The organism is Cohnella rhizoplanae, assembly GCF_948329515.1.
GTDB classification, from domain to species: domain Bacteria; phylum Bacillota; class Bacilli; order Paenibacillales; family Paenibacillaceae; genus Cohnella; species Cohnella rhizoplanae.
Window position 1 is genome coordinate 152287 of the sequence record NZ_CAOJCN010000001.1, and the last position, 24585, is coordinate 176871.

The 24585-nt window shown below is 61.5% G+C and carries 18 protein-coding genes; 17 read left to right on the plus strand and 1 reads right to left on the minus strand.

Annotated elements, in window-relative coordinates; all coding sequences use genetic code 11:
- Positions 1-43: 43 nt before the first annotated feature.
- Genes PQG80_RS00685 through PQG80_RS00705 form a run of 5 tightly spaced genes read left to right on the plus strand, consistent with a single transcriptional unit; the run spans position 44 to position 7722 of the window.
- Positions 44-2440, plus strand: coding sequence for a 3-hydroxyacyl-CoA dehydrogenase/enoyl-CoA hydratase family protein (locus PQG80_RS00685; RefSeq protein ID WP_271749190.1), 2397 nt, complete (start codon positions 44-46; stop codon positions 2438-2440).
- A gap of 21 nt (positions 2441-2461) precedes the next feature.
- On the plus strand, positions 2462-3646 hold the full coding sequence (locus PQG80_RS00690; protein ID WP_271749191.1) for an acetyl-CoA C-acyltransferase: 1185 nt from the start codon (positions 2462-2464) through the stop codon (positions 3644-3646).
- A 52-nt stretch (positions 3647-3698) separates the two neighbouring features.
- Entirely contained in the window at positions 3699-5483 is a 1785-nt protein-coding gene (locus PQG80_RS00695) for an acyl-CoA dehydrogenase FadE (RefSeq protein ID WP_271749192.1), read from the plus strand.
- 29 nt (positions 5484-5512) lie between these two features.
- Positions 5513-7243 (plus strand): long-chain-fatty-acid--CoA ligase, encoded by a 1731-nt coding sequence (locus PQG80_RS00700; protein WP_271749193.1) that lies wholly within the window; start codon positions 5513-5515, stop codon positions 7241-7243.
- A 53-nt stretch (positions 7244-7296) separates the two neighbouring features.
- The gene (locus tag PQG80_RS00705; RefSeq protein WP_271749194.1) at positions 7297-7722 is read left to right on the plus strand and encodes a PaaI family thioesterase; all 426 of its coding nucleotides are present in this window, start codon (positions 7297-7299) and stop codon (positions 7720-7722) included.
- 107 nt (positions 7723-7829) lie between these two features.
- Here the strand turns inward: PQG80_RS00705 and rpsT are convergent, their stop codons facing one another.
- Positions 7830-8102: a 30S ribosomal protein S20 gene (gene rpsT / locus PQG80_RS00710; RefSeq protein WP_271749195.1), complete on the minus strand. Its 273-nt coding sequence runs from the start codon at positions 8100-8102 to the stop codon at positions 7830-7832.
- 165 nt (positions 8103-8267) lie between these two features.
- Here rpsT and gpr point away from each other — a divergent pair, with 165 nt between their 5' ends.
- The 12 genes from gpr to PQG80_RS00770 all read left to right on the plus strand — a co-directional run bounded on the left by gpr (position 8268) and on the right by PQG80_RS00770 (position 24509).
- Positions 8268-9293, plus strand: coding sequence for a GPR endopeptidase (gene gpr / locus PQG80_RS00715; RefSeq protein ID WP_271749196.1), 1026 nt, complete (start codon positions 8268-8270; stop codon positions 9291-9293).
- 880 nt (positions 9294-10173) lie between these two features.
- Positions 10174-12048: a sensor histidine kinase gene (locus tag PQG80_RS00720; RefSeq protein ID WP_271749197.1), complete on the plus strand. Its 1875-nt coding sequence runs from the start codon at positions 10174-10176 to the stop codon at positions 12046-12048.
- Entirely contained in the window at positions 12045-13571 is a 1527-nt protein-coding gene (locus PQG80_RS00725) for a response regulator (RefSeq protein WP_271749198.1), read from the plus strand. The genes PQG80_RS00720 and PQG80_RS00725 overlap by 4 nt, the downstream gene beginning before the upstream one ends.
- Positions 13572-13693: 122 nt before the next feature.
- Positions 13694-14572, plus strand: coding sequence for a carbohydrate ABC transporter permease (locus tag PQG80_RS00730; protein WP_271749199.1), 879 nt, complete (start codon positions 13694-13696; stop codon positions 14570-14572).
- 3 nt (positions 14573-14575) lie between these two features.
- The gene (locus PQG80_RS00735) at positions 14576-15403 is read left to right on the plus strand and encodes a carbohydrate ABC transporter permease (RefSeq protein ID WP_271749201.1); all 828 of its coding nucleotides are present in this window, start codon (positions 14576-14578) and stop codon (positions 15401-15403) included.
- A gap of 107 nt (positions 15404-15510) precedes the next feature.
- A complete protein-coding gene (locus PQG80_RS00740) occupies positions 15511-16584 on the plus strand; it encodes a LacI family DNA-binding transcriptional regulator (protein ID WP_271749202.1) in 1074 nt (357 codons plus the stop codon).
- A 246-nt stretch (positions 16585-16830) separates the two neighbouring features.
- Positions 16831-17799, plus strand: a complete 969-nt coding sequence (locus tag PQG80_RS00745; RefSeq protein ID WP_271749203.1) for a glycoside hydrolase family 113 — start codon at positions 16831-16833, stop codon at positions 17797-17799.
- A 41-nt stretch (positions 17800-17840) separates the two neighbouring features.
- Positions 17841-19061, plus strand: a complete 1221-nt coding sequence (locus PQG80_RS00750) for an AGE family epimerase/isomerase (RefSeq protein ID WP_271749204.1) — start codon at positions 17841-17843, stop codon at positions 19059-19061.
- A 3-nt stretch (positions 19062-19064) separates the two neighbouring features.
- Positions 19065-20270 carry a glycoside hydrolase family 130 protein gene (locus PQG80_RS00755; protein ID WP_271749205.1) on the plus strand — a complete coding sequence of 402 codons (1206 nt, stop codon included), beginning with the start codon at positions 19065-19067 and terminating at the stop codon, positions 20268-20270.
- Between the two features lie 244 nt (positions 20271-20514).
- The gene (locus tag PQG80_RS00760; protein ID WP_271749207.1) at positions 20515-21849 is read left to right on the plus strand and encodes an extracellular solute-binding protein; all 1335 of its coding nucleotides are present in this window, start codon (positions 20515-20517) and stop codon (positions 21847-21849) included.
- A gap of 841 nt (positions 21850-22690) precedes the next feature.
- On the plus strand, positions 22691-23986 hold the full coding sequence (spoIIP, locus tag PQG80_RS00765) for a stage II sporulation protein P (protein WP_271749208.1): 1296 nt from the start codon (positions 22691-22693) through the stop codon (positions 23984-23986).
- Positions 23987-24047: 61 nt separating this feature from the next.
- The gene (locus PQG80_RS00770; RefSeq protein ID WP_271749209.1) at positions 24048-24509 is read left to right on the plus strand and encodes a hypothetical protein; all 462 of its coding nucleotides are present in this window, start codon (positions 24048-24050) and stop codon (positions 24507-24509) included.
- The last annotated feature ends 76 nt before the right edge of the window (positions 24510-24585 follow it).

The following is a 24585-nucleotide window of genomic DNA, read 5'->3' on the forward strand; positions in this document are numbered from 1 at the left end:
GCGCGATTTTCATACTCGATCCCGGATTAGGGGGAATCCTCGCATGGCACTGAATATCTCCAAAGCCGCCGTCATCGGCTCGGGCGTCATGGGCGCGAGCATCGCCGCGCATCTGGCGAACGCGGGCATCCCGAGTCTGCTGCTGGACATCGTCCCCGAATCGCTCACGGCGGACGAGGAAGCCAAGGGCCTCGCGATAGGCGCGCCGGCGGTCCGCAACCGGCTGGCCCTAAGCGCGCTCGCACGGCTCCCGTCCGTCCAACCGTCGCCTCTCTACGTCGACGGCTTCGCGAGCCGGATCGAGGCTGGCAACCTCGAAGACGACCTGCACCGCATCCGGGAGGTCGACTGGGTGATCGAGGCCGTCGTCGAGAATCTCCCGGTCAAGCGCGGCCTGCTGGAGCGGATCGAGCGCTTTTGGCGGCCGGGCCTCATCGTCAGCTCCAATACGTCGGGCATTTCCATCCGCGAGATGGCCGAGGGGCGGAGCGAGCCGTTCAAGACCCATTTCCTCGGCACGCACTTCTTCAACCCGCCCCGCTACATGAAGCTGCTGGAGCTCGTTCCCGGCGATGCGACCGATCCCGGCCTCGTGCGGGAGATGGCGGTATTCGCCGAGCGGGTCCTCGGGAAAGGCGTCGTCGTCGCCAAGGATACGCCTAACTTCGTGGCCAATCGGATCGGCACCTACGGACTGCTCGCGACGCTGCAGGCGATGGAGGCCGGCGGCTATACCGTGGAGGAGGCGGACGCGGTCACGGGGCCTGCGATGGGCCGTCCCAAGAGCGCGACGCTGCGCACGCTGGACCTGGTCGGCATCGACACGTTCGCGCATGTCGCGCGCAATGTGCACGACAAGACGGAGGACCCGGCGGAGAAGGCCATATTCGATCCCCCGCGGCTGCTGACGGCGCTGCTGGAGCGCGGATGGATCGGGGAGAAGGCCGGCCAGGGCTTCTATAAAAAAGCGAAAGGCGAGCAGGGAAGCGAAATTCTGTCGCTCGATCCCGCTACGATGACGTACGTCAAGTCATCCAAACCAACCGGGGCTTCGCTGGAAGCCGCAATGGCGGCCAAAGGAGCCAAGGAAAAAACGAAGGCGCTCCTCGGCGGGAAAGACCGGCATTCGGCGCTCGCCTGGCAGATTCTGAAAGCGACGCTCGTCTATTCCGCCGAGAAGGCGGGCGAGATCGCGGACGCGATCGACGATATCGACAAGGCGATGAGGTGGGGCTTCAACTGGGAGCTCGGGCCGTTCGAGCTGTGGGACGCTATCGGGCTCGTCAAGTCAGCGGCGCGGATGGAGGCGGAGGGAACGGCGGTGCCGGCCTGGGTGAAGGCATGGATCGCAGCGGGACATACGTCGTTCTACCGCAGGGAGGAGGGCCGTATCGCGTACGCCTATCGCGGCGCTTACCGCGATCTCGCGGAGCCGGAGGGCGCGATCTCGCTGCGCGCGCTCAAGGAGCGGGGCCGGGTCGTGCGGGCGAATGCCGGCGCAAGCCTGATCGACGTCGGAGACGGGGTGGCGGCGCTGGAATTCCATTCGCGCAGCAACGCGATCGGCGGCGATATCTTGACGATGATCGGGCAGAGCGTCGAGGAGGTGCGGCGCGACTACGACGCGCTCATCATCGCGAACGAGGGCCGCAACTTCTGCGTCGGCGCGAACCTCATGCTGCTCCTCATGGAAGCGCAGGACGAGGAATGGGATGAAGTCGACGCCATCATCCGCTTGTTCCAGGACACGATGACTAAGCTGAAGCGCCTGGAGAAACCGGTCGTGGCGGCGCCTCACCGGATGACGCTCGGAGGCGGCGTTGAGGTGTGCCTGCCCGCGGACGAGATCGCGATGCTGGCGGAGACGTACTTCGGCTTGGTCGAAGCCGGCGTCGGCCTCATCCCGGCGGGCGGCGGATGCAAGGAACTGACGCTGCGGATCAGCGAAGCGAACCCGGACCCGGAGATCGACCTGCAGCCGCATATCAACCGGTTGTTCCTGAACATCGGCATGGCCAAGGTATCCTCGAGCGCGCACGACGCAAGGCAGCTAGGCTATCTGCGGGAACGAGACCGCGTCGTCATGAGCCAGGAGCGGCTGATCTTCGAGGCGAAGCAGAGCGCGCTCCGGCTCGCGCAGGCGGGCATCCCGGCGCCTCGGCCGCAGAGGATTCGCGTCGTTGGCGCGGACGGGAAGGCGGTGTTGAAGCTGGGCGCGCGGGGCATGCACACGAGCGGGTACATCAGCGACCACGATCTGCTCATAGCGAACAAACTCGCGCATGTGCTGGCAGGCGGCGACGTGCCGGCCGGGACATGGGTTACCGAGCAATATATGCTGGACCTTGAACGCGAGGCGTTCCTCAGTCTGTGCGGCGAGCCGAAGACGCAGCAGCGCATGCAGCACATGCTCGCCAAGGGCAAGGCGCTGCGCAACTAACGAGCGAAGGAGGCCGGGCGCATGAGAGAGGCAGTCATCGTGTCGGCGGCGCGTACTCCCGTCGGCAGAGCCAAAAAGGGAAGCTTCGCCCATACGCGCGCCGAAGACCTGGGTAGAACCGTGCTGGAGGCCGTCATCGCGCGGGCGCCGGGCGTCGCCAAGGCGGACGTCGAGGATATCATCATCGGCTGCGCGATGCCGGAAGGCGAGCAAGGCCTGAACTTCGCGCGCATCATGGCGCTGTATGCGGGTTATCCGACATCGGTGCCGGGCATCACCATCAACCGGTTCTGCGCGTCCGGCCTTCAGGCGATCGCCTTCGCGGCGGATCGCATCGCGTCCGGCGGCGCGGACATCGTCGTCGCGGGCGGCGTCGAGAGCATGAGCCATGTGCCGATGGCGGGCTTCAAGCCTTCGCCGCATCCGGCTATCGTCGACGAACGCCCGGATATCTACATCGCGATGGGGCATACGGCCGAGAACGTCGCCGAGCGCTTCGGCATCAGCCGCGAGGATCAGGACCGCTTCGCCGCCGACAGCCACCGCAAGGCGGCGCTTGCATTGGCGGCCGGCGTCTTCCGGCAGGAGATCGTGCCGGTGGCGACCGCGGTCCGCGGGATCGGGGAGGACGGCAAGGTCTGGGAGCGGGCGCTCTTGCTCGAGGCGGACGAAGGCGTACGGCCGGATACGACGCCGGAGGCGCTGGCGAAGCTGAAGCCGGTCTTCAAGGCAGGCGGCACGGTCACGGCAGGCAACGCCTCCCAGATGAGCGACGGCGCCGCGGCGCTGCTCGTCATGAGCCGCGAGCGGGCGGAGGCGCTCGGGCTAGCGCCGCTTGCCGCATTCAGGTCGTTCGCGCTGGCCGGCGTCGATCCCGACGTGATGGGCGTCGGTCCCGTGGAGGCTATCCCCAAGGCCTTGCGGATGGCGGGCTGGTCGCTGGCCGAGGTCGACCTGTTCGAGATCAACGAGGCGTTCGCTTCGCAGTGCCTGCATATCGTCCGCGCGCTGGAACTCGACCCGGCCAGGGTGAACGTCAACGGAGGCGCGATCGCGCTCGGCCATCCGCTCGGCTGCACGGGCGCGAAGCTGACCGCGAGCCTCATCCACGAGCTGCGCCGCCGCGGCGGCGGGCGCGGGGTCGTCTCCATGTGCATCGGCGGCGGCATGGGCGCGGCAGGGACTTTCGAGGTGTATCCCGCTTAACAGGAACGCCGCTATTCTCGCCACCGGATAAAAGGAGGAGGCATATCGCGTCATGACCGAAAACAGGTTCGAAAAAACGGTCGGAGGCAGCTTCGTCGTCGAGGATGCGGATTTCAAGACGATCGCGACGCCCGAGGATCTGACGGAGGAGCAGCGCATGTTCGCCGAGACGACGGCCGCGTTCGTCGACCGCGACGTGCTGCCGGAGGACGAACGGATCGAGCGGCTGGATTACGAGCTGACCGTGAAGCTGATGCGCCAGGCCGGCGACCTCGGACTGCTCGGCGCGGACGTTCCTGAAGAGTACGAAGGGCTCGGACTCGACAAGATCAGCTCGGCCCTCATCAGCGAGCAGTTGTCACGCGCCGCCTCGTTCGCCCTGTCGATCGGGGCTCACGTGGGGATCGGCACGCTCCCGATCGTGTACTTCGGTTCGCAGGCGCAGAAGCGCAAGTACCTGCCCGACCTCGCCTGCGGCCGCAAAATCGCGGCCTACTGCCTGACGGAGCCGTCGTCGGGCTCGGACGCCCTGGGCGCGAGGACGACGGCCGCGCTGTCCGAGGACGGCGGCCATTACGTGCTGAGCGGCACCAAGCAGTTCATCACGAACGCCGGCTTCGCGGATCTGTTCATCGTATACGCGAAGGCAGACGGCGGGAAGTTCAGCACCTTTATCGTCGAGCGCACGATGGCGGGCGTCAGCGTCGGGCCCGAAGAGAAGAAGATGGGCATCAAGGGAAGCTCCACGCGCCCGGTCATTCTGGAGGATGTGAAGGTGCCGGCCGAAAACCTGCTGTGGGAGGTCGGCAAGGGGCATTTGATCGCGTTCAACATCCTGAACATCGGCCGTTTTAAGCTCGCGGTCGGCTGTCTTGGCGGCGCCAAGGAGGCGATCGCCTTGAGCGCGAAGTACGCGAACGAGCGCGTGCAATTCGGCAAGCCGATCTCCGCTTTTCCGCTGGTGGGCAAAAAGCTGGCCGAGATGAATACGCGGGCCTACGTCCTGGAGAGCGTCATCTACCGCACGGCGGGACTGATGGACGCGGGGTTGGCCGACATCGACCACGGCTCCCCCGAAGCCGGCGTCCAGTCGGCCAAGGCGATCGCCGAGTACGCGATCGAATGCTCGATTAATAAGGTGTTCGGCTCGGAGACGCTCGACTTCGTCGCCGACGAGGGGGTCCAGATTCACGGAGGCTACGGATATATTCAGGAGTACAAGATCGAGCGAATCTACCGCGACTCGCGCATCAACCGCATTTTCGAAGGCACCAACGAGATCAACCGCCTGCTCATCCCGGGTACGCTGGTGAAGCGGGCGCTCAAGGGCGAGCTGCCGCTGCTGCAAAAGGTCCAGGCGCTCCAGGCGGAGCTGCTGCAGCCGGTGCCGGGGCGGACGTTCGAAGGAACGCTCGAGGAGGAGGCGCATCTGGCGCGATCGGCCAAAAAAATATTTCTCATGGCCGGCGGCGCCGCGGTCCAGAAGTTCGGTCCGAAGCTCGAGCAGGAGCAGGAGGCGCTCGCGGCGTTGGCCGACATGCTGATCCAGATCTACGCGATGGAGAGCGCGATTCTCCGCGCCAAGAAACGGCTCGCGAGCCAGGGGGAAGCGCGGGCGGCGCTCTCCGTCGCGATGACGCGCGCGTTCGTCCACGACGCGTTCGGGCTGGTCGAGTCGCTCGCGAAGGAGACGCTGTCGGCCGTCGAGACAGGCGACATGCTGCGCACGCAGCTGTCGGCCCTCAAGAAGCTGACGCGGCGCAGTCCGGTCGACACGGTCGGGCTTAAGCGGCAGATCGCCGCGGCCGTCATCCGGGAGGAAAACTTCGTATGCTAGGACAGCGATAGATTCCGGACCGAGAGGTGATGGGTTTGTCACAAGCGCCTTGGTACCTTCATTATCCTGACGAAGTGCCCAAGACATACCCTTATCCGAAGCAAAATCTGGCCGCGTTCCTCGTCGCGTCCGCCGGCCGCTTCCCCGGCCGGACCGCGCTCAGCTTCATGGGCAAATCCATAACCTACGCGCAGCTGCTCGAGGAGGCGTACCGGTTCGCCGGCGCCCTCGGCAGGCTGGGCGTCCGGCGCGGCGAACGGGTCGCGATCATGCTCCCGAACTGTCCGCAGCTGGTTATCGCCTATTACGGCACGCTGCTCGCGGGCGGCATCGTCGTCATGACGAACCCGCTCTACGTGCAGCGCGAGCTCGAGCATCAGCTCAAGGACTCGGGCGCCGTCGTCCTTCTGACGCTCGATCTGCTGTTCCGCAGGGCGACGGACGCCGCCCGGGACCTGCCCGATCTGCAGCTCATCGTGGCGTCCGTCCGGGACTATCTTCCTTTTCCGAAAAGCTGGCTGTACCCGCTTAAAGCGAAAAAGGACGGACTCGACCGCAAAGTGGCGTACGGTCCGCGGGTCCATCGTTTTTTGCGTCTGCTGCTCGATTCGCCGGCCGCGCCGATGCAGGCGGAGGTGGACGCGGAGCGAGACCTGGCGCTGCTCCAGTATACGGGGGGCACGACGGGAATCTCCAAGGGCGTCATGCTGACGCATTACAATCTGGTCGCCAATACGATCCAAACGAGCCTGTGGTTTTACAAAAACGAGCCGGGCAAAGAGCGGTACTTGGCGGCGCTGCCCTTTTTCCACGTGTTCGGCCTTACCGTGCTCCTGAACCAATCGATCATGCTGGGCGGCGAGCTGATCCTCGTGCCTCGGTTCGAGGCGGGCGGCATCCTGGGAATTATCGACAAGCAGCGGCCGACGGTATTCCCCGGAGCGCCGACGATGTACATCGCCCTTATCAATCATCCGAAAGCGCTGGAATACGACTTGTCGTCTGTCCATGTCTGCATCAGCGGCGCGGCCCCGCTGCCGTACGAGGTGCAGGAGCGGTTCGAGGCCATTACGGGCGGCAGGCTTATCGAAGGCTACGGGCTGACGGAGGCGTCGCCGGTGACGCATGCGAACAATATATGGGGCTATCGCAAAAAGGGCTCGATCGGCCTGCCCTTCCCGGATACGATGGCCAAGATCGTGCATCCCGACACGGGAGAGGACCTGCCGTTCGGCGAGACGGGAGAGCTGGCCGTCCGGGGGCCGCAGGTGATGGCGGGTTATTGGAACCGGCCGGAGGAAACGGCGCGGGCGCTTCAGGACGGCTGGCTGCGCACCGGCGACCTGGCGCGCATGGACGAGGAAGGCTTTTTCTATATCATGGACCGGATGAAGGATGTGATCATCGCGGGCGGTTACAATATATTTCCCCGCGAGATCGAAGAGGTGCTGTTCGAGCATCCGGCGATCGAAGAAGCGGTCGCGCTCGGCGTGCCCGATCCCTACCGAGGCGAGACGGTGAAGGTGTACGCGGTGCTCAAAGCCGGCGCTTCGTTGACCGAAGCGGAGCTCAAGGCTTGGTGCAGGGAGCGCCTGGCGGCGTATAAAGTGCCGCGCGTCTACGCGTTCAGGGACAGTCTGCCCAAGACGATGGCGGGCAAGGTGCTGCGGCGCAAGCTGCTCGAGGAGGAGAACGCCGGCCGTGGCGGCGCTGACGGCGAAGACGGCGGCGATGGCGGCAAAGGCGGCGGAGACCGATAGAGAGACACCGGGGGCGCGCTCCGCTGCCGCGAACCCGAGAAGGAGGAAGGGTCATGGAAGGACAGCACCCGGATCGCGCTACGCCGGCGGAGATGCTGGAGCGGGCTGCGCGCACGTTCTGGGGCTACCTCGGCTGCGAGCTGATCCGGCGGGACGCGCGCGAGACCGTCGTCGAGCTGGACGTCGAGGAGCGGCATATGAATCTGATCGGCATGATGCACGGCGGGGTGCACACGGCGCTGCTCGACTCGGCCATGGGGCTGGCCGCCATGGCGGCGCGCCCGGACGAGGATGTGGTGACGTCCAGCCTTAATATTCATTTTACGTCGCCCGCGCGCGCGGGCAGGGTGCGGGCGACGGCGTCCGTCGTGCACATGTCGGGACGGATGATCACGACGGAGGGCAGGCTGTTCACGACGGACGGCAAGCTGTCGTCGATGGCGACCGCGTCCTTTCGCGTGATCGAACGGAAAAGCTGATCGGCTTGACGGGAAGCGCGTAAGAAGCGCGGAAGCGCAAAAATCGTCAAAAAAGCCGTACCCCGGAGGGTACGGCTTTTGAACGCCATTATGGGTCGGACACTGCTTTACGCTTGCGCGGACAGCGCGTTCACTTTCTTGGCGAGACGGGACTTCTTGCGGGAAGCCGCGTTCTTGTGGATGAGGCCCTTGGTTACTGCCTTGTCCAGCTTCTTCTGTGCCACTTGAAGCGCGTTCTTCGCTGCTTCGACGTCCGTGCCCACTACGGCCACGTCCGCTTGCTTAACGGCGGTACGAAGAGCGGACTTCTGGGAAGCGTTGCGCAGGCGGCGCTTCTCGTTCGTCTTGGTACGCTTGATTGCGGATTTGATGTTCGGCATTGATTTCACCTCCTGCAAAAACTGCAAGTATTTCTCCACACAACTTGTAACATTCTATCATGCAAGGGGGTAAAACGCAAGACAATCGCGGAGCAGGCGCGATCGCGTCCGGAACGCGCTAGGACGCTCCGTCGCGCCGGCGGAACGCGGTACCCCGTTCTGCCAATGGAGAGGAGCGAGTATGCGTTGAGCGAGCTGGACTTAAGCATGTACGACGTCAGGACGGATCTGGCGCTCGAAGCCAAGGAGAGAGCCGAATCCCAGACGGGCGGCAGCATTCCCGGCGTATGGTCGGAGACCGAGCGCGAGGGAGGCATCACCGTCACGCGGATGGAGATCCAGACGGAGCAGGGAGCGCAGGCGATCGGCAAAATGACCGGCCACTACGTCACGCTGGAGGTGCCGGAGCTGCGTCGTGGCGATACCGAGCTGCAGAATCGCGTCGCGACGATTTTCGCCCGGGAGTTCGAGGCCTTCCTCGCGCGGATCGGCGTCGGACCGACCACCTCGGTGATGGTCGTGGGTCTGGGCAACGGCAAGGTGACGCCGGACGCGCTCGGGCCGATCGTCGTCGACAACCTGCTTGTGACGCGGCAATTTTTCGAGCTGATGCCCGAACAAGTAGGCGAAGGCTATCGCTCGGTGAGCGCGATCGCGCCAGGCGTGTTGGGCACGACCGGCATCGAGTCGAGCGATATCGTGCTCGGCGCGGTTCAGATGTCCAAGCCGGAGCTCGTCATCGCGATCGACGCGCTGGCGGCCCGGTCGCTCGAGCGCGTGAATACGACGATCCAGATCGCGGACACCGGCATCCACCCCGGATCCGGCATCGGCAACAAGCGCAAAGGGCTCACGCGGGCGACGCTCGGCGTTCCCGTACTCGCGATCGGCGTGCCGACGGTGCTGTACGCGTCCACGATCGTCAACGACGCGATGGACATGGTACTCTCGCATATGAAGCGGCATACGCCCGATACGGATCCGCTGTTCGGCGTATTCGGCACGATGGCCGGCCGGGAGAGGCTGCAGCTCGTCAAGGAGGTACTGGAGCCCGTTGGCCACGACCTGCTCGTTACGCCCAAGGAGATCGACGACTTTATCGAGGATCTCGGCAACATTGTCGCCAGCGGATTGAACGCGGCGATGCACCAGGCGATCGACACGCACAACGTAGCCGCCTACACGCACTGATCCGGGACGCCCCCCGTCCCTGTCAGCCATAAGCCGTCTTCCGCGCATCGCTACGGTGCGTCGGGAGACGGCTTAAATTTACGCGCTTGCTGTTCGATAAGACAGCAGCGCGTTTAATGGACACGGCTCCCAGGAGACGGAAGAAGGGAAGCGATTGGACGAAAACACTCTAGTTCAAGGTAACTCGGCGGCCCTGAAAGGGACAGTGAGGCAGGAGTAACCTTGTTTTTCGAGGTACGTCCGCCATTATGGTGCTTCGAGGAGTGAGTTACCTTGAATTTCGAGGCATCTCCGTCTTCGCAGGAGCTTCGAGGCAGAAGTTACCTTGTTTTTCGAGGTATCTCAGTCCTCACAGCAGCTTCGAGGCAGGAGTTACCTTGTTTTTCGAGGTATCTCCGTCCCCCAAGGAGATTCGAGGAGCGAGTTACCTTGAATTTCGAGGTATCTCCGTCTTCGCAGGAGCTTCGAGGTAGGAGTTACCTTGTTTTTCGAGGTATCTCCGTCTCCGCAGGAGCTTTGAGGCAGAAGTTACCTTGTTTTTCGAGGTATCTCAGTCCTCACAGCAGCTTCGAGGCAGGACGTACCTTGTTTTTCGAGGTATCTCGGTCGTCACAGCAGCTTCGAGGCAGGAGTTACCTTGTTTTTCGAGGTATCTCGGTCTTCCAGGAGCTTCGAAGCAGGAGTTACCTTGTTTTTCGAGGTACCGCAGCCTTCTCGCCAACGCACAGGCCGAGTCATCCTGTTTTCCTGCCATATGAACTCGCAACTTTTCGTATCCGCTTACTTCGTTAGGCGTTGTTATGTATAATGAGTAACGCTAACGATATCGGACGTCGTGCGGCGTACGCGGCCGATGTGCCCGCAGTAAGGAGCAAGCCTCATGAAAATAGGGAACCGCCGGCTCGCCCGCGCGCGCGGATGGAAACCGGAACGCATGGAAAGCAAGCTGATCATCGTGTTCTTGTTCCTCATCATCCTGCCGATCGGCGTGCTGACCTATGTCGCCGCGGAGCGTTATTCCAGTTCGATCGAGAAGAACACCGTCACGTTCGTCTCCCAATTGTCCGATCAGATGATGGGGAAGATGGACGATTATATCGGCGACATGAAAAAAATATCGATCATCCCGTCGTACCAGGCCGATATCATGGAAAGCCTGAAAATGTCCAACGCGTTCTACGGCTCGCAGTCGGAAGGCGAAGCCGGGGACAGCGGCGTACTGACGGAACAAGAGCGCACGCGGCTCGCGATCGACCGCAAGATCGCCGGCAGCATTTATTTTATCAACAATATCAAAAGCAGCACGAACGTCGTATATCTGTTCGATGTATACGGCAATCCGTATTACGCCATTAAAAATACGGCCATCCGCTCGGACCTGCAGGACGTGCTGCCGAAGTGGACCGAGCTGGCGGAAGAGGCGCACGGCACACCGGTGCTCGTCAGCACGCAGGACGTCGCGGGCAGGGCGACCAGCAGCCGCTACGTGTTCTCGGTCGTGCGCAAGATTATCGACCCGCGGACCTTCGAATCGATCGGGATGATCGCGATCGACGCCAACATCGGCGTCATCGACAATATCATCAAGGATCTGGACAAGTCCACGCACGGGAAAACGCTGATCGTCGACGAGAGCGGCAGCGTCGTCTACGACAGCGACAAGTCGCTGATTGGCCATAACCTGAAAAACAGCGAACTCATGCCGGGCGCCTTGACCGAGCAGGGAAGCTACCATACGACGATCGACGGAAAGGACGCCCTCGCGATCTACAAGCAATCCGCCGTTACCGGCTGGAAAGTGCTGATCACGATCCCGGAAGGCAAGCTGATGGCGGATGCGCTCCGGACCCGAACGTATACGATCGCGGCGGCGCTGGCCATCATGGGCTTCGCCCTGCTGATCTCGCTCGTGCTCGTATTCGCGCTGACGCGCCCGCTGCGCGGACTCGTCCGCATGATGAAGGAGGTGCAGACGGGCAATCTCGACGTCGCTTTCCCGGTGGTCAGCCGGGACGAGGCGGGGCTCGTCGGCAGCGCGTTTAACCGGATGATCGACCGCATCAAGACGTTGATCCAGGATATCTACGCGGTCGAGGAGCGCAAAAAAGAAGCCGAGCTGCAATCGCTGCAGCATCAGATCAATCCGCACTTCATCTATAACACGCTCGAGTCGATCCGCATGACGGCGGTGCTCAGCGACAACAAAGAGGTCGCGACGATGACGCAGCTCCTCGGCAAGCTGCTCCGATACAGTATTCACGGCGGCCTCGAGAGCGTGCCGATCGCCAAGGAATGGGAGCATCTGCGCATCTACGTGCAGCTGCTCAATCACAGGTACGGCAGCCGGTTCGAGCTGGAGCTCCCGGATGACCACGAGACCGAAGAGCTGAGCGTAATCAAGCTGCTCTTTCAGCCAATCGTCGAGAACGCCGTGTATCACGGGCTGGACGAATCCCGCAGCGGGATGCGGATTCGCGTGATCTGCAAGCGCGACGGCAAAGACCTGCTGTTCGAGGTCGCGGACGACGGAGAGGGCATGAAGGAAGAGACGCTTCAAAAGCTGCAGGCGTCGCTGATTCAAGCGCCGGAGGGGGATAACACCGGCATCGGGCTGCGCAATGTCAACGAGCGGATCAAGCTGAAGTACGGGGAGACTTACGGACTCGCGATTCGCAGCCGGTTCGGGCAAGGCACGGTCGTGACCGTGCGCCTGCCGGCGGCGACCGCAGCGCAACAAGGGGGAGAAACGGCATGATAGTCAAGATCGCGGTCGTGGACGACGAGGAAAAGATCAGATTGGGTTTGGCCAAGCTGATCGAGCTGACGGGGGACGAATTCAAGGTCGTCGGCATTTACGCGGGGGGACAGGAGCTGCTCGGCGAGCTGGGCGGTCTGGATGTCGACCTCGTTTTCACGGATATCAAGATGCCGCAGATGAACGGCCTGCAGCTCATTGAACAAGTGCAGCGTCGGCGGCCCAAGGTGAAGTTCGCCGTGCTTAGCGGCTTCAGCGACTTCGAATACGCAAGGGGCGCGATCCGGCAGGGCGTAGAGGACTATCTGCTCAAGCCGGTCGACCAGGACGAGCTCGGGGGATTGCTGCGCCGCGTCAAAAACAACCTGGAGCTCGAGAGCTACCGCAAAGCCGTCGCCGCGGAAGAGCATATCCGGCTGCTGCTCGGCAGCGACGTCCGCCATATGCCAGGCCATATGACGGAGGGCGCGGGGAGGGAGCTGTCGCAGATCGGTTTATTCCGCGAACACTTCGCGGTCGTTCTGCTGCGTACCGACCCGGAGCTGACGGGCGAACGGATCGCCTATTATATGGAAGCATGGAATCGGGAGCACCGGAGCTTCGTCTGGGAGCCGAGGCAATCGGTCATCGTCGTGGCGATCGGCCAAGGCGACCACGACGATACCGCGCGCGGCCTCGCATCGACGCTGCTGCAGCGTATTCCGCATGCCGTTCACGTCCGGATCGGCGTGAGCGCCGTCCATCAAGGCCCGCTCAAGCTGCGAGACGCCTATCTGGAGGCCGAGGCCGCCATGCAGCAAGTATGGTACGAGGACGGGATCAAGGCGATGAACGATTTCCTGCATCTGTCCAGGCGAATCGAGGACGGCTCCGGCCTGCTGCGGCTGCTGGACAAGGACTTCCGTCCTGCGCTGCAGCTGCTGGACGTGCCGCGGGCGGAGCAAGCCCTGCGCGCCTGGCTCGAGGAAGCCGGACGCAACCGCCCGTCTTGGTCCGCGCTGAGCGATGCGGCCTCCGCCGTTTTCGGCGTGCTGCGCGGAGAGCTGAGCGGCAGGCAGTCCCTGCAGCCGACGGGAGAGTCCGAGGACGAACAGCTTCGGCTGTCGCCGGGACGCTTCGTCAGCTGGCATACATTTACATCCGAATTTTTGGAGTCGGCAACGGCTCTGCTTCACATACTTAAAGAAGCCCGGCAGGAAAATCGCGTCGTCGAAACCGTAAAAGCGTACGTGCAGCAGCATTTTACGGAGGAGCTCGAGCTGCAGCGCCTGGCGGACCGCGTCTATCTGACGCCGAGCTATCTGAGCAAGCTGTTCAAGACGGAGACCGGCGAGACGATCACGGATTACATTATCTCCGTCCGCATCGCGCACGCCAAGGAGCATCTGGCCCGCAATCCTTCGCTGAAGACCTACGAGGTCGGAGAGATGGTCGGCTACGGCGACCCCGCCTACTTCAACAAGGTGTTCAAAAAGGTCGTCGGACTGACGCCTAAAGAATATCGCGAGCGTGTTAGGTTGTAGTTATCCAAATTGAAGACAAGGAAAACAAACGTAGAACCTTAAAAGCCATAACCGAATCGGGTATAATCATTGTAAGCGATTTCCATACGGTGAATTGACCGACGACGAAAGCAGGGGTGTCTATGTTTAATCTGAGCTACAAAACGCAGCGGATCCTCATTCTTTTCGGATTCCTTACGATTCCGGTCCTCTTGTCGTTGACCTTTTCGTATTATCCGGCGCTGTCGTTGCTGTACTACAGCTTCACGGACTGGAGCGGCCTTGGTTGGGAGATGAATTGGGTCGGTCTCGACAACTATAAGGAGATTTTCTCGCGTCCGGAGATTTTCGGGGTCTTTAAAAACAACGCCTACTATTTCGTGGGCGGTCTGCTCCAGACGTGCGTGGCTTTGTATTTTGCCGTCGTGCTGACGAGCCGGCTCAAGGGACGGAACATTTTTCGTTCGATGCTGTTCATTCCCTACGTCCTGCACAGCGTCGCCATCGTCATCATGTTCCGCAACGTATATCATGTCCAATACGGCTCGCTGAACATCTTCCTCGATGCGATCGGGCTGGGGGCCTGGCAGCAGCAATGGCTGGGCAATCCGAACCTGGTCAACTTCTCGCTCGCCTTCATCTCGATCTGGAAGTACTTCGGCCTGACGATGGTCATCTTCATCGGCGCGCTGCAGTCCATTCCCGCCGACAACTACGAAGCGGCCAAGATCGACGGCGCCTCGGGCTGGCAGACCTTCCGCTTCATCACCCTGCCGAGCATCCGCAGCGTGCTCGAGCTCATGCTGATCCTGACGCTGACCGGCGCGCTCGAAGCGTTCGACATCCCGTACATCATGATGCTCGGCGCGAACGATACGCACACGTTCGTCTCCAAGACGGTAGACATGGCCTTCAAGTTCCAGCAGGCGGGGCTGGCGTCCGCGATGGCCGTCGTGCTGCTGTTGATCGTCATCGCCTTTATCATCCTGCAGCGCAAGCTGCTGTTCAGGGAGGAGAAGTAAGCGATGGAGCGCCAAAATAAAGCATGGACGATATTCCGGTACGTCACGATCGCGATCGGACTGTTCATCGTCTTCTTCCCGATCTATTCCGTCCTGATAGCGGCCTTCAAGACGCAGACCGAGTACTATAACTCGGGGTTGCGGCTGCCGCACGACTGGTTCAACTTCGACAACTTCCGGAAGGTGTTCAAGGTCGGACGCCTCGGACTCGGCTTCAAGAACATCTTCATCATCCTCGTCGTGTCGCTGGCCGGCAACGTACTGATCGGCACGATGGTCGCCTACGCGCTCGGCCGCTTCGACTTCAGGATGAAGAAGCCGATCATGGGCATGTACCTCGTCGCGCAGGTCATTCCGATGATCACGACGCAGGTCGCGACGTTCCAGGTCATCAAGTTCCTGGGCGCCTACAACGAGATCTATGCGCCGATGCTGCTGTACCTGGGCGCGGACGTGCTGCAGATCGTCATCTATCTGCAATTCGTGAACAACATTCCGAAGGATCTCGACGAGAGCGCCATGGTCGAAGGAGCCTCGCTGTTCAAGATCTACCGGTCGATCATCTTCCCGCTGCTCGCCCCTGCTACGGCGACGCTGATCATCATGAAGACGATCTCGATCTACAACGACTTTTACACGCCGTACCTGTATATGCCGAGCCGCAAGCTGCAGGTGGTCTCGACCGCGATCTATTCGTTCGTCGGACCGAACGCGGCGCAGATCAACGTCATCTCCGCCGGGATCCTGATCATCTTCATCCCGACGCTCGTCATCTACTTGTTTCTGCAGCGCTACATCTTCGCCGGCGTCACCAACGGCGCCGTCAAGTAACGGGCCGATTCAGGCCATGACGCTAACGATCCGAATGTGTTATGATAACAATTATCGTTGTTATCATCGCATTCGGATTTTTTCATGCGGAAAGGGTCGTACGAGAGATGTCTAAGAAAGTAACGATGCAGCAGATCGCCGATCACGTCGGCGTCTCCAAGTTCGCCGTGTCCAAGGCGCTTGCCGGCAAGTCCGGCGTCAGCGCGGAGACCCGGGAGAGAATCATCAGCTCGGCGACGCAGCTCGGCTACTTCGCGGGCAAGCGGGCGAAGAGTTCGGCTTCCCGCACCGCGGCGGGGACGGCGGGCCGGGCGCAGCGGGATACGATCATCGTGCTCATCCCGAACGTCCGGGAGCAGAATCGCCACTCCTTCTATTGGGGGCGTATCATCGACGGCATCACGACGGGACTGGAGCAGCACCGGCTCGGGATGATGATCGTGACGGAGCACATCACGGACAACTTCATTAAGCTGATCAATCCCGACGGCGTGCTGGGCATCGTCTGCGTCGGCCTGATCTCCAACCAGCTGCTGCTCGAGATCCGCAATCTGGCGATTCCGTTCGTCATGGTGGATCACGAGGACCCGCTCATTCCCTCGGACGCGCTGTTCATGAACAACTACGAATGCATGCGCCGCGTAACCAACTACCTGCTGGGCAACGGTCACCGCAAGCTCCAGTTCGTCGGCAATACGCGATACTCCCGCAGCTTCTACGACCGATGGCTCGGCTACCGATCGCTGCTCGAGGAGCAGGAGGTGCCGCTTGCGCAGGAGCCGGGCCTTATTTCTCTGGAGGGGGAGAACCGCTCCGAGCTCACCGAGGCGCTCACCGAATTGATCGGCGGCATGAAGGCGCGGGAGACGCTGCCGACCGCGTTCGTCTGCGCCAACGACTCCCTCGCGCTCTGCGTCGTGACCGCGCTCATGAAGCACGGCATCCGGGTGCCGGAGGACGTCTCGGTGACTGGCTTCGACAACATCGAGGACGCCGCGCTCTCGGCGCCGACGCTCAGCACGGTCAACGTCAACAAGGAGGCGCTCGGCCAGCGCGCGGTAGAGACGCTGCTATGGCGCATCAATCATCCCGATAGTCCCAAGGAGCGGATTCTGTTGTCCGGTGATTTCGTATTCCGGCAGTCGACGGGACTCGCGAACGGCGAATCGGACGTAAGGTAACGGGCCGCGCGCTTTATGCTTGATAAATGCAAGACGCCGCAGAACCATCTGCGGCGTTTTTGCGTTCTTTTTGCGGTTCATTTTCTTCTCGCAAACAAATAATGAGGGAGGACTTGATCCCATTGACTTCTATTTCTCAGATGGTACAATCACTTTGAGAATATTGTTATCTTAAACGACTAACAAAATAGATAACAATATACCACAGGGAGTTTACAAAAGTATCGCGCAAAAGGAGCTGCAAGCATGAGCAAACAGGCATGGAACGAAACGGTCAGCGGCATGACCTGGGGTTGGGTCGGCACCCGCGGCACGTGGACGGGCAGCGAGGCGGACTTCTCGATGGAGGAAATGGCCAAGCTCGGCGTCAACTGGGCGGCAATCGCGCTGTCGGCGCTGCAGGAGACGCCCCAGTCGACGGAGATCCCTTACTGGGACGAGCCTACGGTGACTGACGACGAGGTGCGCGCTGCCATCCGCAAGGCCAAGTCGCTCGGCATGAAGGTCTGCCTGAAGCCGGTCGTCAACGTGAAAAACGGCACGTGGCGCGCGCATATCGGCTTTTTCGACGAAGAGGTGCCTGGAGAGCCTAGCTGGGCGCAATGGTTCGCGAGCTACGGCAAGTTCATCGCGCACTACGCCGCCATCGCGGAAGAAGAGGGCTGCGAGATGCTGTGCATCGGCTGCGAGATGGTCCAGACCGACAAGCGCGAGACCGAATGGCGCGCCCTGATCGCTGACATCCGTCCGATCTATTCCGGCCTGATTACTTATAACTGCGACAAATACCAGGAGGGCCGGGTCAAGTGGTGGGACGCGGTCGACATCATCTCCTCGAGCGGCTACTATCCGATCCACGAGTGGGAAGAACATCTGGATCGGATCGAGGGCGTGCTCGCCCAGTGGGACAAGCCGTTTTTCTTCATGGAAGCCGGCTGCCCGAGCCGAGAAGGCTCGCCGCTGCGTCCGAACGACTGGTCGCTGCCGGGCGGTCCGTCCGAGGAGGAGCAGCAGCGTTACTACGAGGCGATGTTCGGCGCGTGCGCGAAGCGCGACTGGATGCGCGGCTATATGCTGTGGGACTGGCCGGCCAAGCTGTACGACGCGAAGGATGCGGCGGCCAACGACGATTATTGCATGTACGGCAAGTCGGCCGCCAAGACGGTCGGAGACTTTTACAGGTCGGGTCAGAAGCCGGAAGGCTTGAACGCTTAAACGTCCGAACGCGAACGGATCGAGAATAGGAGGACTTACGCATGACGCAGCAACTGACGAGCGAGCGGTGGCGGGAAGAGCTGACCGCGGAGCTTAAGGACAATATTCTCGGGTACTGGCTGAAGAACACGGTGGACGAAAAGTACTTCGGTTACATCGGCGAAGTTGCGAGCAGCGGCGAAAAACGTCCGGAAGCGGACAAAGGACTCGTCCTCCATGCGCGCATTATGTGGACGTTCGCGTCTGCCTACCGCCTGTATAAGGACGATGCGTACCTCGCGGCTTCCAAGCGGGCCTACGAAGCGCTGAAGACGCACTTCCGCGATCCGGAACACGGCGGTCTGTACTGGCTGATCGACGTCAAGGGCGGCGCGGTGTCCGACAAGAAACAAGTATACGGCCAGGCATTCGTCATATATGCCTTGTCCGAGTACGTGCGCGTGACCGGGGATCAAGAGGCGCTGGCGTGGGCGGAAGAGATCTACCGGCTGCTCGAAAAACACGCCTACGATCCGGTGCATCTCGGCTACGTCGAGGCGCTGGCGCGCGACTGGACCGAGACGGACGAGCTCAGCCTCTCCGGCAAGGACCTGAACGAACGCAAGTCGATGAATACGCATCTCCACGTGCTGGAAGCTTACACGAACCTCTACCGCGTCTGGAAGCCGGAAGGCCTCAAGGCTAAGCTTAAGGAGCTTATCGAGGTTCATCTGGACAAGATTATCGACGCGGACACCGATCATTTTCTGCTCTTCTTCGACGACGAGTGGGCGTCCAAGGTTCCCCACGTCTCCTACGGTCACGACATCGAGGGCAGCTGGCTGCTCTGGGAGGCGGCCGAGGTGCTGGGCGACGAGTCGCTGCTGCCGCGCGTCAAGGAAGCGGCGGTCCGCATGGCCAAGGCGACCCTCGAACAAGGCGTGGACGAGGACGGCGGCCTGTTCAACGAGTACGACGGTCATCATCTGGACGATAGCAAGGACTGGTGGCCGCAGGCCGAAGCGATGGTCGGCTTCCTGAACGCCTACCAGCTCTCCGGCGAAGAGAAGTATCTGGACGCGGCAAAAAACAGCTGGGACTTCATCTCGAAGTTCGTCAGCGACCGCGAGGGCGGAGAGTGGCACTGGCAGGTCACGCGCGCAGGCGAGCCTGTAGTGAACGCGCATCAGCCGAAGGTCGGACAATGGAAGTGTCCTTACCATAACAGCAGGGCTTGCATCGAAGTGCTGGAGAGACTCGAACATCTGAAATCGGAGGCGTAATCCATGAGCGATTATCTGAACCAAATCAAGCGACTTAACGAACAGTACGAGCAGCTGGTCTCCCGGCCGAACCCGAAAGTCGAACCGGGCAACGGCATCTACTGGCGCCACGAGCACCCCGTCGTGACCCACGCGCACGCGCCGCTCTACTGGCGCTACGATCTGAAGCCGGAGACCAATCCGTACCTGATGGAGCGGATCGGCGTCAACGCGGCGTTCAACGCCGGCGCGATCAAGCTGAACGGCAAGTACTATCTGATGGTCCGCGTCGAGGGCGTAGACCGCAAGTCGTTCTTCGCCGTCGCCGAGAGCGACAAGCCGACCGAGGGCTTCCGCTTCTGGGATTATCCCGTCCTGCTCCCCGAGACCGAAGATCCCGACGTCAACGTCTACGACATGCGTCTCGTACAGCACGAGGACGGCTGGATCTACGGTCTGTTCTGCAGCGAGCGCAAGGATCCGGACGCGCCGAAGGGAGACACGTCGAGCGCGAACGCCAAGGGCGGCATCGCCCGTACGAAGGACCTCGTCAACTGGGAGCGCCTGCCGGATCTGAAGACGCCTTCGCCGCAGCAGCGCAACGTCGTGCTGCATCCCGAGTTCGTGAACGGCAAATACGCCTTCTACACGCGTCCGCAGGACGGCTTCATCGACACCGGCGCCGGGGGCGGCATCGGCTGGGGGCTCTCCGAGAGCATGAATCCGGCGGTCGTCGATCACGAGGCGATCGTGGACGAGAAGGTATACCACACCATCAAGGAAGTCAAAAACGGCCAGGGCGCCGCGCCGATCAAGACCGATAAGGGCTGGCTGCATATCGCTCACGGCGTGCGCAACACGGCCGCGGGTCTGCGCTACGTCATCTACGCCTTCATGACCGCGCTGGACGATCCGAGCCGCGTCATCCATTCGCCGGCCGGACATCTCATCGCGCCGGAAGGCATCGAGCGCGTGGGCGACGTGTCCAACGTCGTCTTCACCAACGGCCTCATCGCCGAGGAGACCGGGGAGGTATATATCTACTACGCATCCTCCGACACGCGCCTGCACGTCGCTTCCACGACGATCGACCGCCTGATCGATTACGTCGTGAACACGCCCGAGGATCGCCTGCGTTCCCGCGCGAGCGTCGAGACGCGCCATGCGCTGATCGCGCGCAATCTCGAGCTGCTGGAGCGGCCCGAGTACGCTTTCCTGAAGCGCGGCTAAGCCTGTTCCGACAACTGAATCCGACATGCATAAAATCCCTTAATCGGCACATAATAAATGCCTGGTTAGGGGATTTTAAGCTAAAAGTTTTTATTTGTTATCATAATTGATGACAATAAAAACAAAACGATTGCCTGTTTTTGCAATCTGAACGGCGTATAATGAGGTCATGTAAGCGATCCCAACGCAGCGCTTACAAAGCTGAGGTCATCAGCGCAAACCATCAATATGGGGGTTCGACAAAATGAAGAAAAGCACGCTTGCCATCCTGTCGCTGCTCACGGCTTCCGCCGTCCTGTCCGCTTGCGGCAGCAACGACAACAATAACAATGCTTCCCCGTCCGCATCCGCGGCTCCGTCCGGCAGCGCCAGCGCATCTGCTTCCGCATCCGCTTCGAGCGACGCAGGCAACGCCGACCTGTCCGGCAAGATCCTGGTCCTGACGCACCGCACCGACTACATCAGCGACGGTACGTTCGACAAGTACGTGGCCAAGTTCAAAGAAAAATATCCGAAGGCCGAAGTCGAATTCGAAGGCCTCACCAACTACGCGACCGACATCAACACCCGCCTCACGACGGGCGAAGCCGGCGACGTCAACATGATCCCGACGGGCCTCGCCGCCAGCGAATATCCGAAGTACTACGAACCGCTGCCTGACTCGATGTTCGAGAACGTCTACTTCGCAGACTTCGACGCGTTCGAAGGCAAGCGCTACGGCATCACGTCCGGCGTCAATACCCAAGGCATCGTATACAACAAAAAAGCGTTCGAAAAAGCCGGCATCACCTCGACGCCGAAGACGCTCGACGAGCTTTATGCCGACGCACAGAAGCTGAAGGACGCCGGCATCATCCCGCTGTACATGAACTTCGGCGCGCAATGGCCGATGGGCAGCTGGGGCGAAAACTCCTACACGACCGTAGCGGGCGACGCCAAGTGGACCGACACGCTGATCTCGACCGACACGCCGTTCACGGTTGAAGGTCCTTGGGGTCAACTGATCACGATCGCGCGCAAGTTCGTCGAGAACAAGTGGGTCGAGTCCGACCTTTCCACCAACAACTGGGAAATGTCCAAGGGCGAAGTCGCATCCGGCAAAGCCGCCATGTACTTCCTCGGCAACTGGGTCATTCCGCAAGTCATCGGCGCCGGCGCGGCTTCCGACGACATCGGTTTCTTCCCGTTCCCTTACGACAACAGCGGCAAGTACAACGCTCCGCTCGGCGGCGACTACTTCGTCGGCGTAAGCAAGGACAGCAAGAACAAAGAACTGGCCATCGCATGGACCAACTTCTTCGTCAAAGAATCCGGCTACGACACCGACTCCGGCTTCATGCCGGTCGACAAGACCAAAGAGTCGCAAGTGCCGCAGCTCGCCGAATTCAACGCCGCTAACCCGACGTACATCGAAGGCGTAGCCGTCGATCCTCGCTACAACGAGATCGCCAAGAAGGCCGAAATCGCGCTGGGTACGGGCTCCGTCGACCAAGATCTGATCGTGGCGAAGGACCTGAAGAAAGCGTTCGACGACATGAACGCCAAGTGGGCCAAGGCTCGCAAGGAACTCGGCTATTAAGCCGAACGCATCAGCCAGAATCGCATAACGGCGGCGCAGGACGCCGCCAACCCCAAGCCTCCCGGCAGCCGCCGGGGGGCTTTTTTCGCGTTTTCGGACGCGATAACCTCGCGTATGAAGTCTCAGCCGAGAACGATTCGCGCCTCGACGCAGATGCTCCGCCGCCAGAAGTCTCAACCGAGAACAATTCGCGCCTCGGCGCAGAAGCTCAGCCGGTAGTAGTCTCAACCGAGAACAACTGGCGCCTCGGCGCAGAAGCTCAGCCGCCAGAAGTCTCAACCGAGAACAACCCGCGCCTTGGCGCCGACGCTCTGTCGCAAGTAGTCTCAACCGAGAACAATTCGCGCCTCGACGTTGAAGCTCCGCCGCTAGAAGTCTCAATCGAGAACAATTCGCGCCTCGGCGTCGACGCTCCGCCGCTAGAAGTCTCAACCGAGAACAATTCGCGCCTCGACGCAGACGCTCCGCCGCCAGAAGTCTCAACCGAGAACAATTCGCGCCTCGGCGCAGAAGCTCAGCCGCAAGAAGTCTCAACCGAGAACAACTGGCGCCTCGGCGCAGAAGCTCCGCCGCTAGAAGTCTCAACCGAGAACAACTAGCGCCTCGGCCCCGAAGCTCCGTCGCAAGTAGTCTCAACCGAGAACAACCCGCACGCCTCGGCGCAGCTCTCTCGCCACCGCAACGTCATTCCAATCCGCGCCTCTACCCTTCGATTTTCCGCGAATGCGCCGTTCTAGCATCTCTTAATCTCTCATAGACTTCAATATCGCTATGCAAGACGGAAGAATCGCAAGTCTAGCAAGTCTACGAGAATCCCCGACAGGGGAAACGGAGGTGCGGGATGATCCGTACGGTTTTTTCGCAGTATTTACCGGTCTGGCACAGGCAGTTCCGGAGGTTTCTGGCATCGGGTCGGGCTTTCTTGCTGCTCAGCTTTTGCTCGATGGTCATGTTCGTGCTCCTCGGGATCGGCGGCATTCTGCAGATCAAGCTCGCGGCTTCGCCCGCGCAATCGATGAAGGGCTTCGCCGCCTCCGTGTCCGACACTTTTTTCGCCTCCATGCTCGGGCTCGAGCTGCCGCAGATGGCGGAGCGCGACGGGGGAGATCGGATGGACGGAGAGCGGATCGCGGCGTTCCTGCTGCGGTTCCTGACGGACGTCAATCCGGGGGACCCCAAGAGCCTGCTGACCGCCGAGATGCCGGGCGCGGGCGGAGACGAGCCGATCCTGTTCCGTACGGGCTCGGGCGGCTCGGACACCGCGCCGGAGGATTACAGTCCGCCGGCGGGCGGGGAAGACGGCAAGGATGCGGCGGACGGGGACCCGGGAGAGCACGGCGGAGAGCCGGACGATCTCCAGCCGCAAGGCGGCGCGGATAAACCGGCACCCGAGGTCACGCCCGCTCCGCAGCAGGGCGCGGCAGATCCCTCGCCGGCGCCAGGCGCGGGAGACGAGCCGTCCGGGGAGACGAAGACGACGGACGGGCGCAAGGTCGTGTTTATCTATCATTCTCACAACCGGGAATCCTATTATCCCGAACTGCCTGACGGAATTAAGGACCCGAACTCCGGCAAGGTCAACGTGACGCTGGTCGGCAAGCGGCTGGCGGAGCAGCTCGAGAAGCGGGGAATCGGCGCGGTGCATTCGAACAAGGATTATGCGGGCACGGTTAAAGACTACGATTGGAACCAATCCTACAAATATTCCAAACAGACCGTCGCCCAGGCGATCGCTAGCCATAAGGACCTGACCTTTTTCTTCGATATACACCGGGATTCGCTCCGGCGCAAGGAGTCGACCGTCACGATCGGCGGCAAGGACTATGCCCAGGTATTCTTCATCATCGGCCAGCGCAACCCGAACTGGAAGCAAAACGAGAAGTTCGCCAATTCGGTCCACGAAAAACTGGAGTCGGCGTATCCTGGACTGTCGCGCGGCATCTGGGGCAAGACGGCTGCGACCGGCAACGGGGAGTATAATCAGTCGCTGGCGCCGGACAGCGTGCTCATCGAGATCGGCGGCGTAGACAATACGCTCGAAGAGTGCTATCGCACGGCTGACGTGCTCGCCAGGACGATCGCGGATCTATACTGGCAGAGCCAGGATGCCGAGCCCGTCGGGGCTGGCGCGAAGTAGTCCGCGTTGGGCGAATAAACGAAGTAGTCCGCGTCGGGCCAATAAGAGGAGGAAACGGATCATGGGACGATCGATGGGGAAATTCGCGCTCCTCGCGGCGCTGGTAGGACTGGCCGTGTTGTTCGGCATGGAAATGGCGGACGACGGCATCCGCACCGTGTACGGTCCGGTAGGCACCGATGGCGCGAAGCAGAGTGGCGGGAGCGCGGCCGACAGCCGCGCCGAGCAGCGAAGCCGATACTACGCGGAGGAGCCGCAGGGCATCGCCTACGACGGCGAAGCTGACGTGACGGGAGCCGCAAGCGCGTCAGAGCGCGGCAATGACGCCGCGAACAGCTCGGCGCCGCATGCGGCGCGAGGGGAAGCGGGGACATGGGACGAAGACCCGTATGCGATCCCGCGGCCGGACGGCCAGCCGCTTGTCGATAGCCTGGCGGACAAGACGGCCTCGACGCTTCAGCAGTTGTCGCAGAGCGGAGTAAGGGCCGTGGTCTCCCTCTTCGACAAGCTATCCGGTTCCTAAGTTCTATATTCCGCCGATTTACGACCGTGACTTTTTACCTTTTTATGTGATCTGAGTTACAGAACCGCACTCGGTT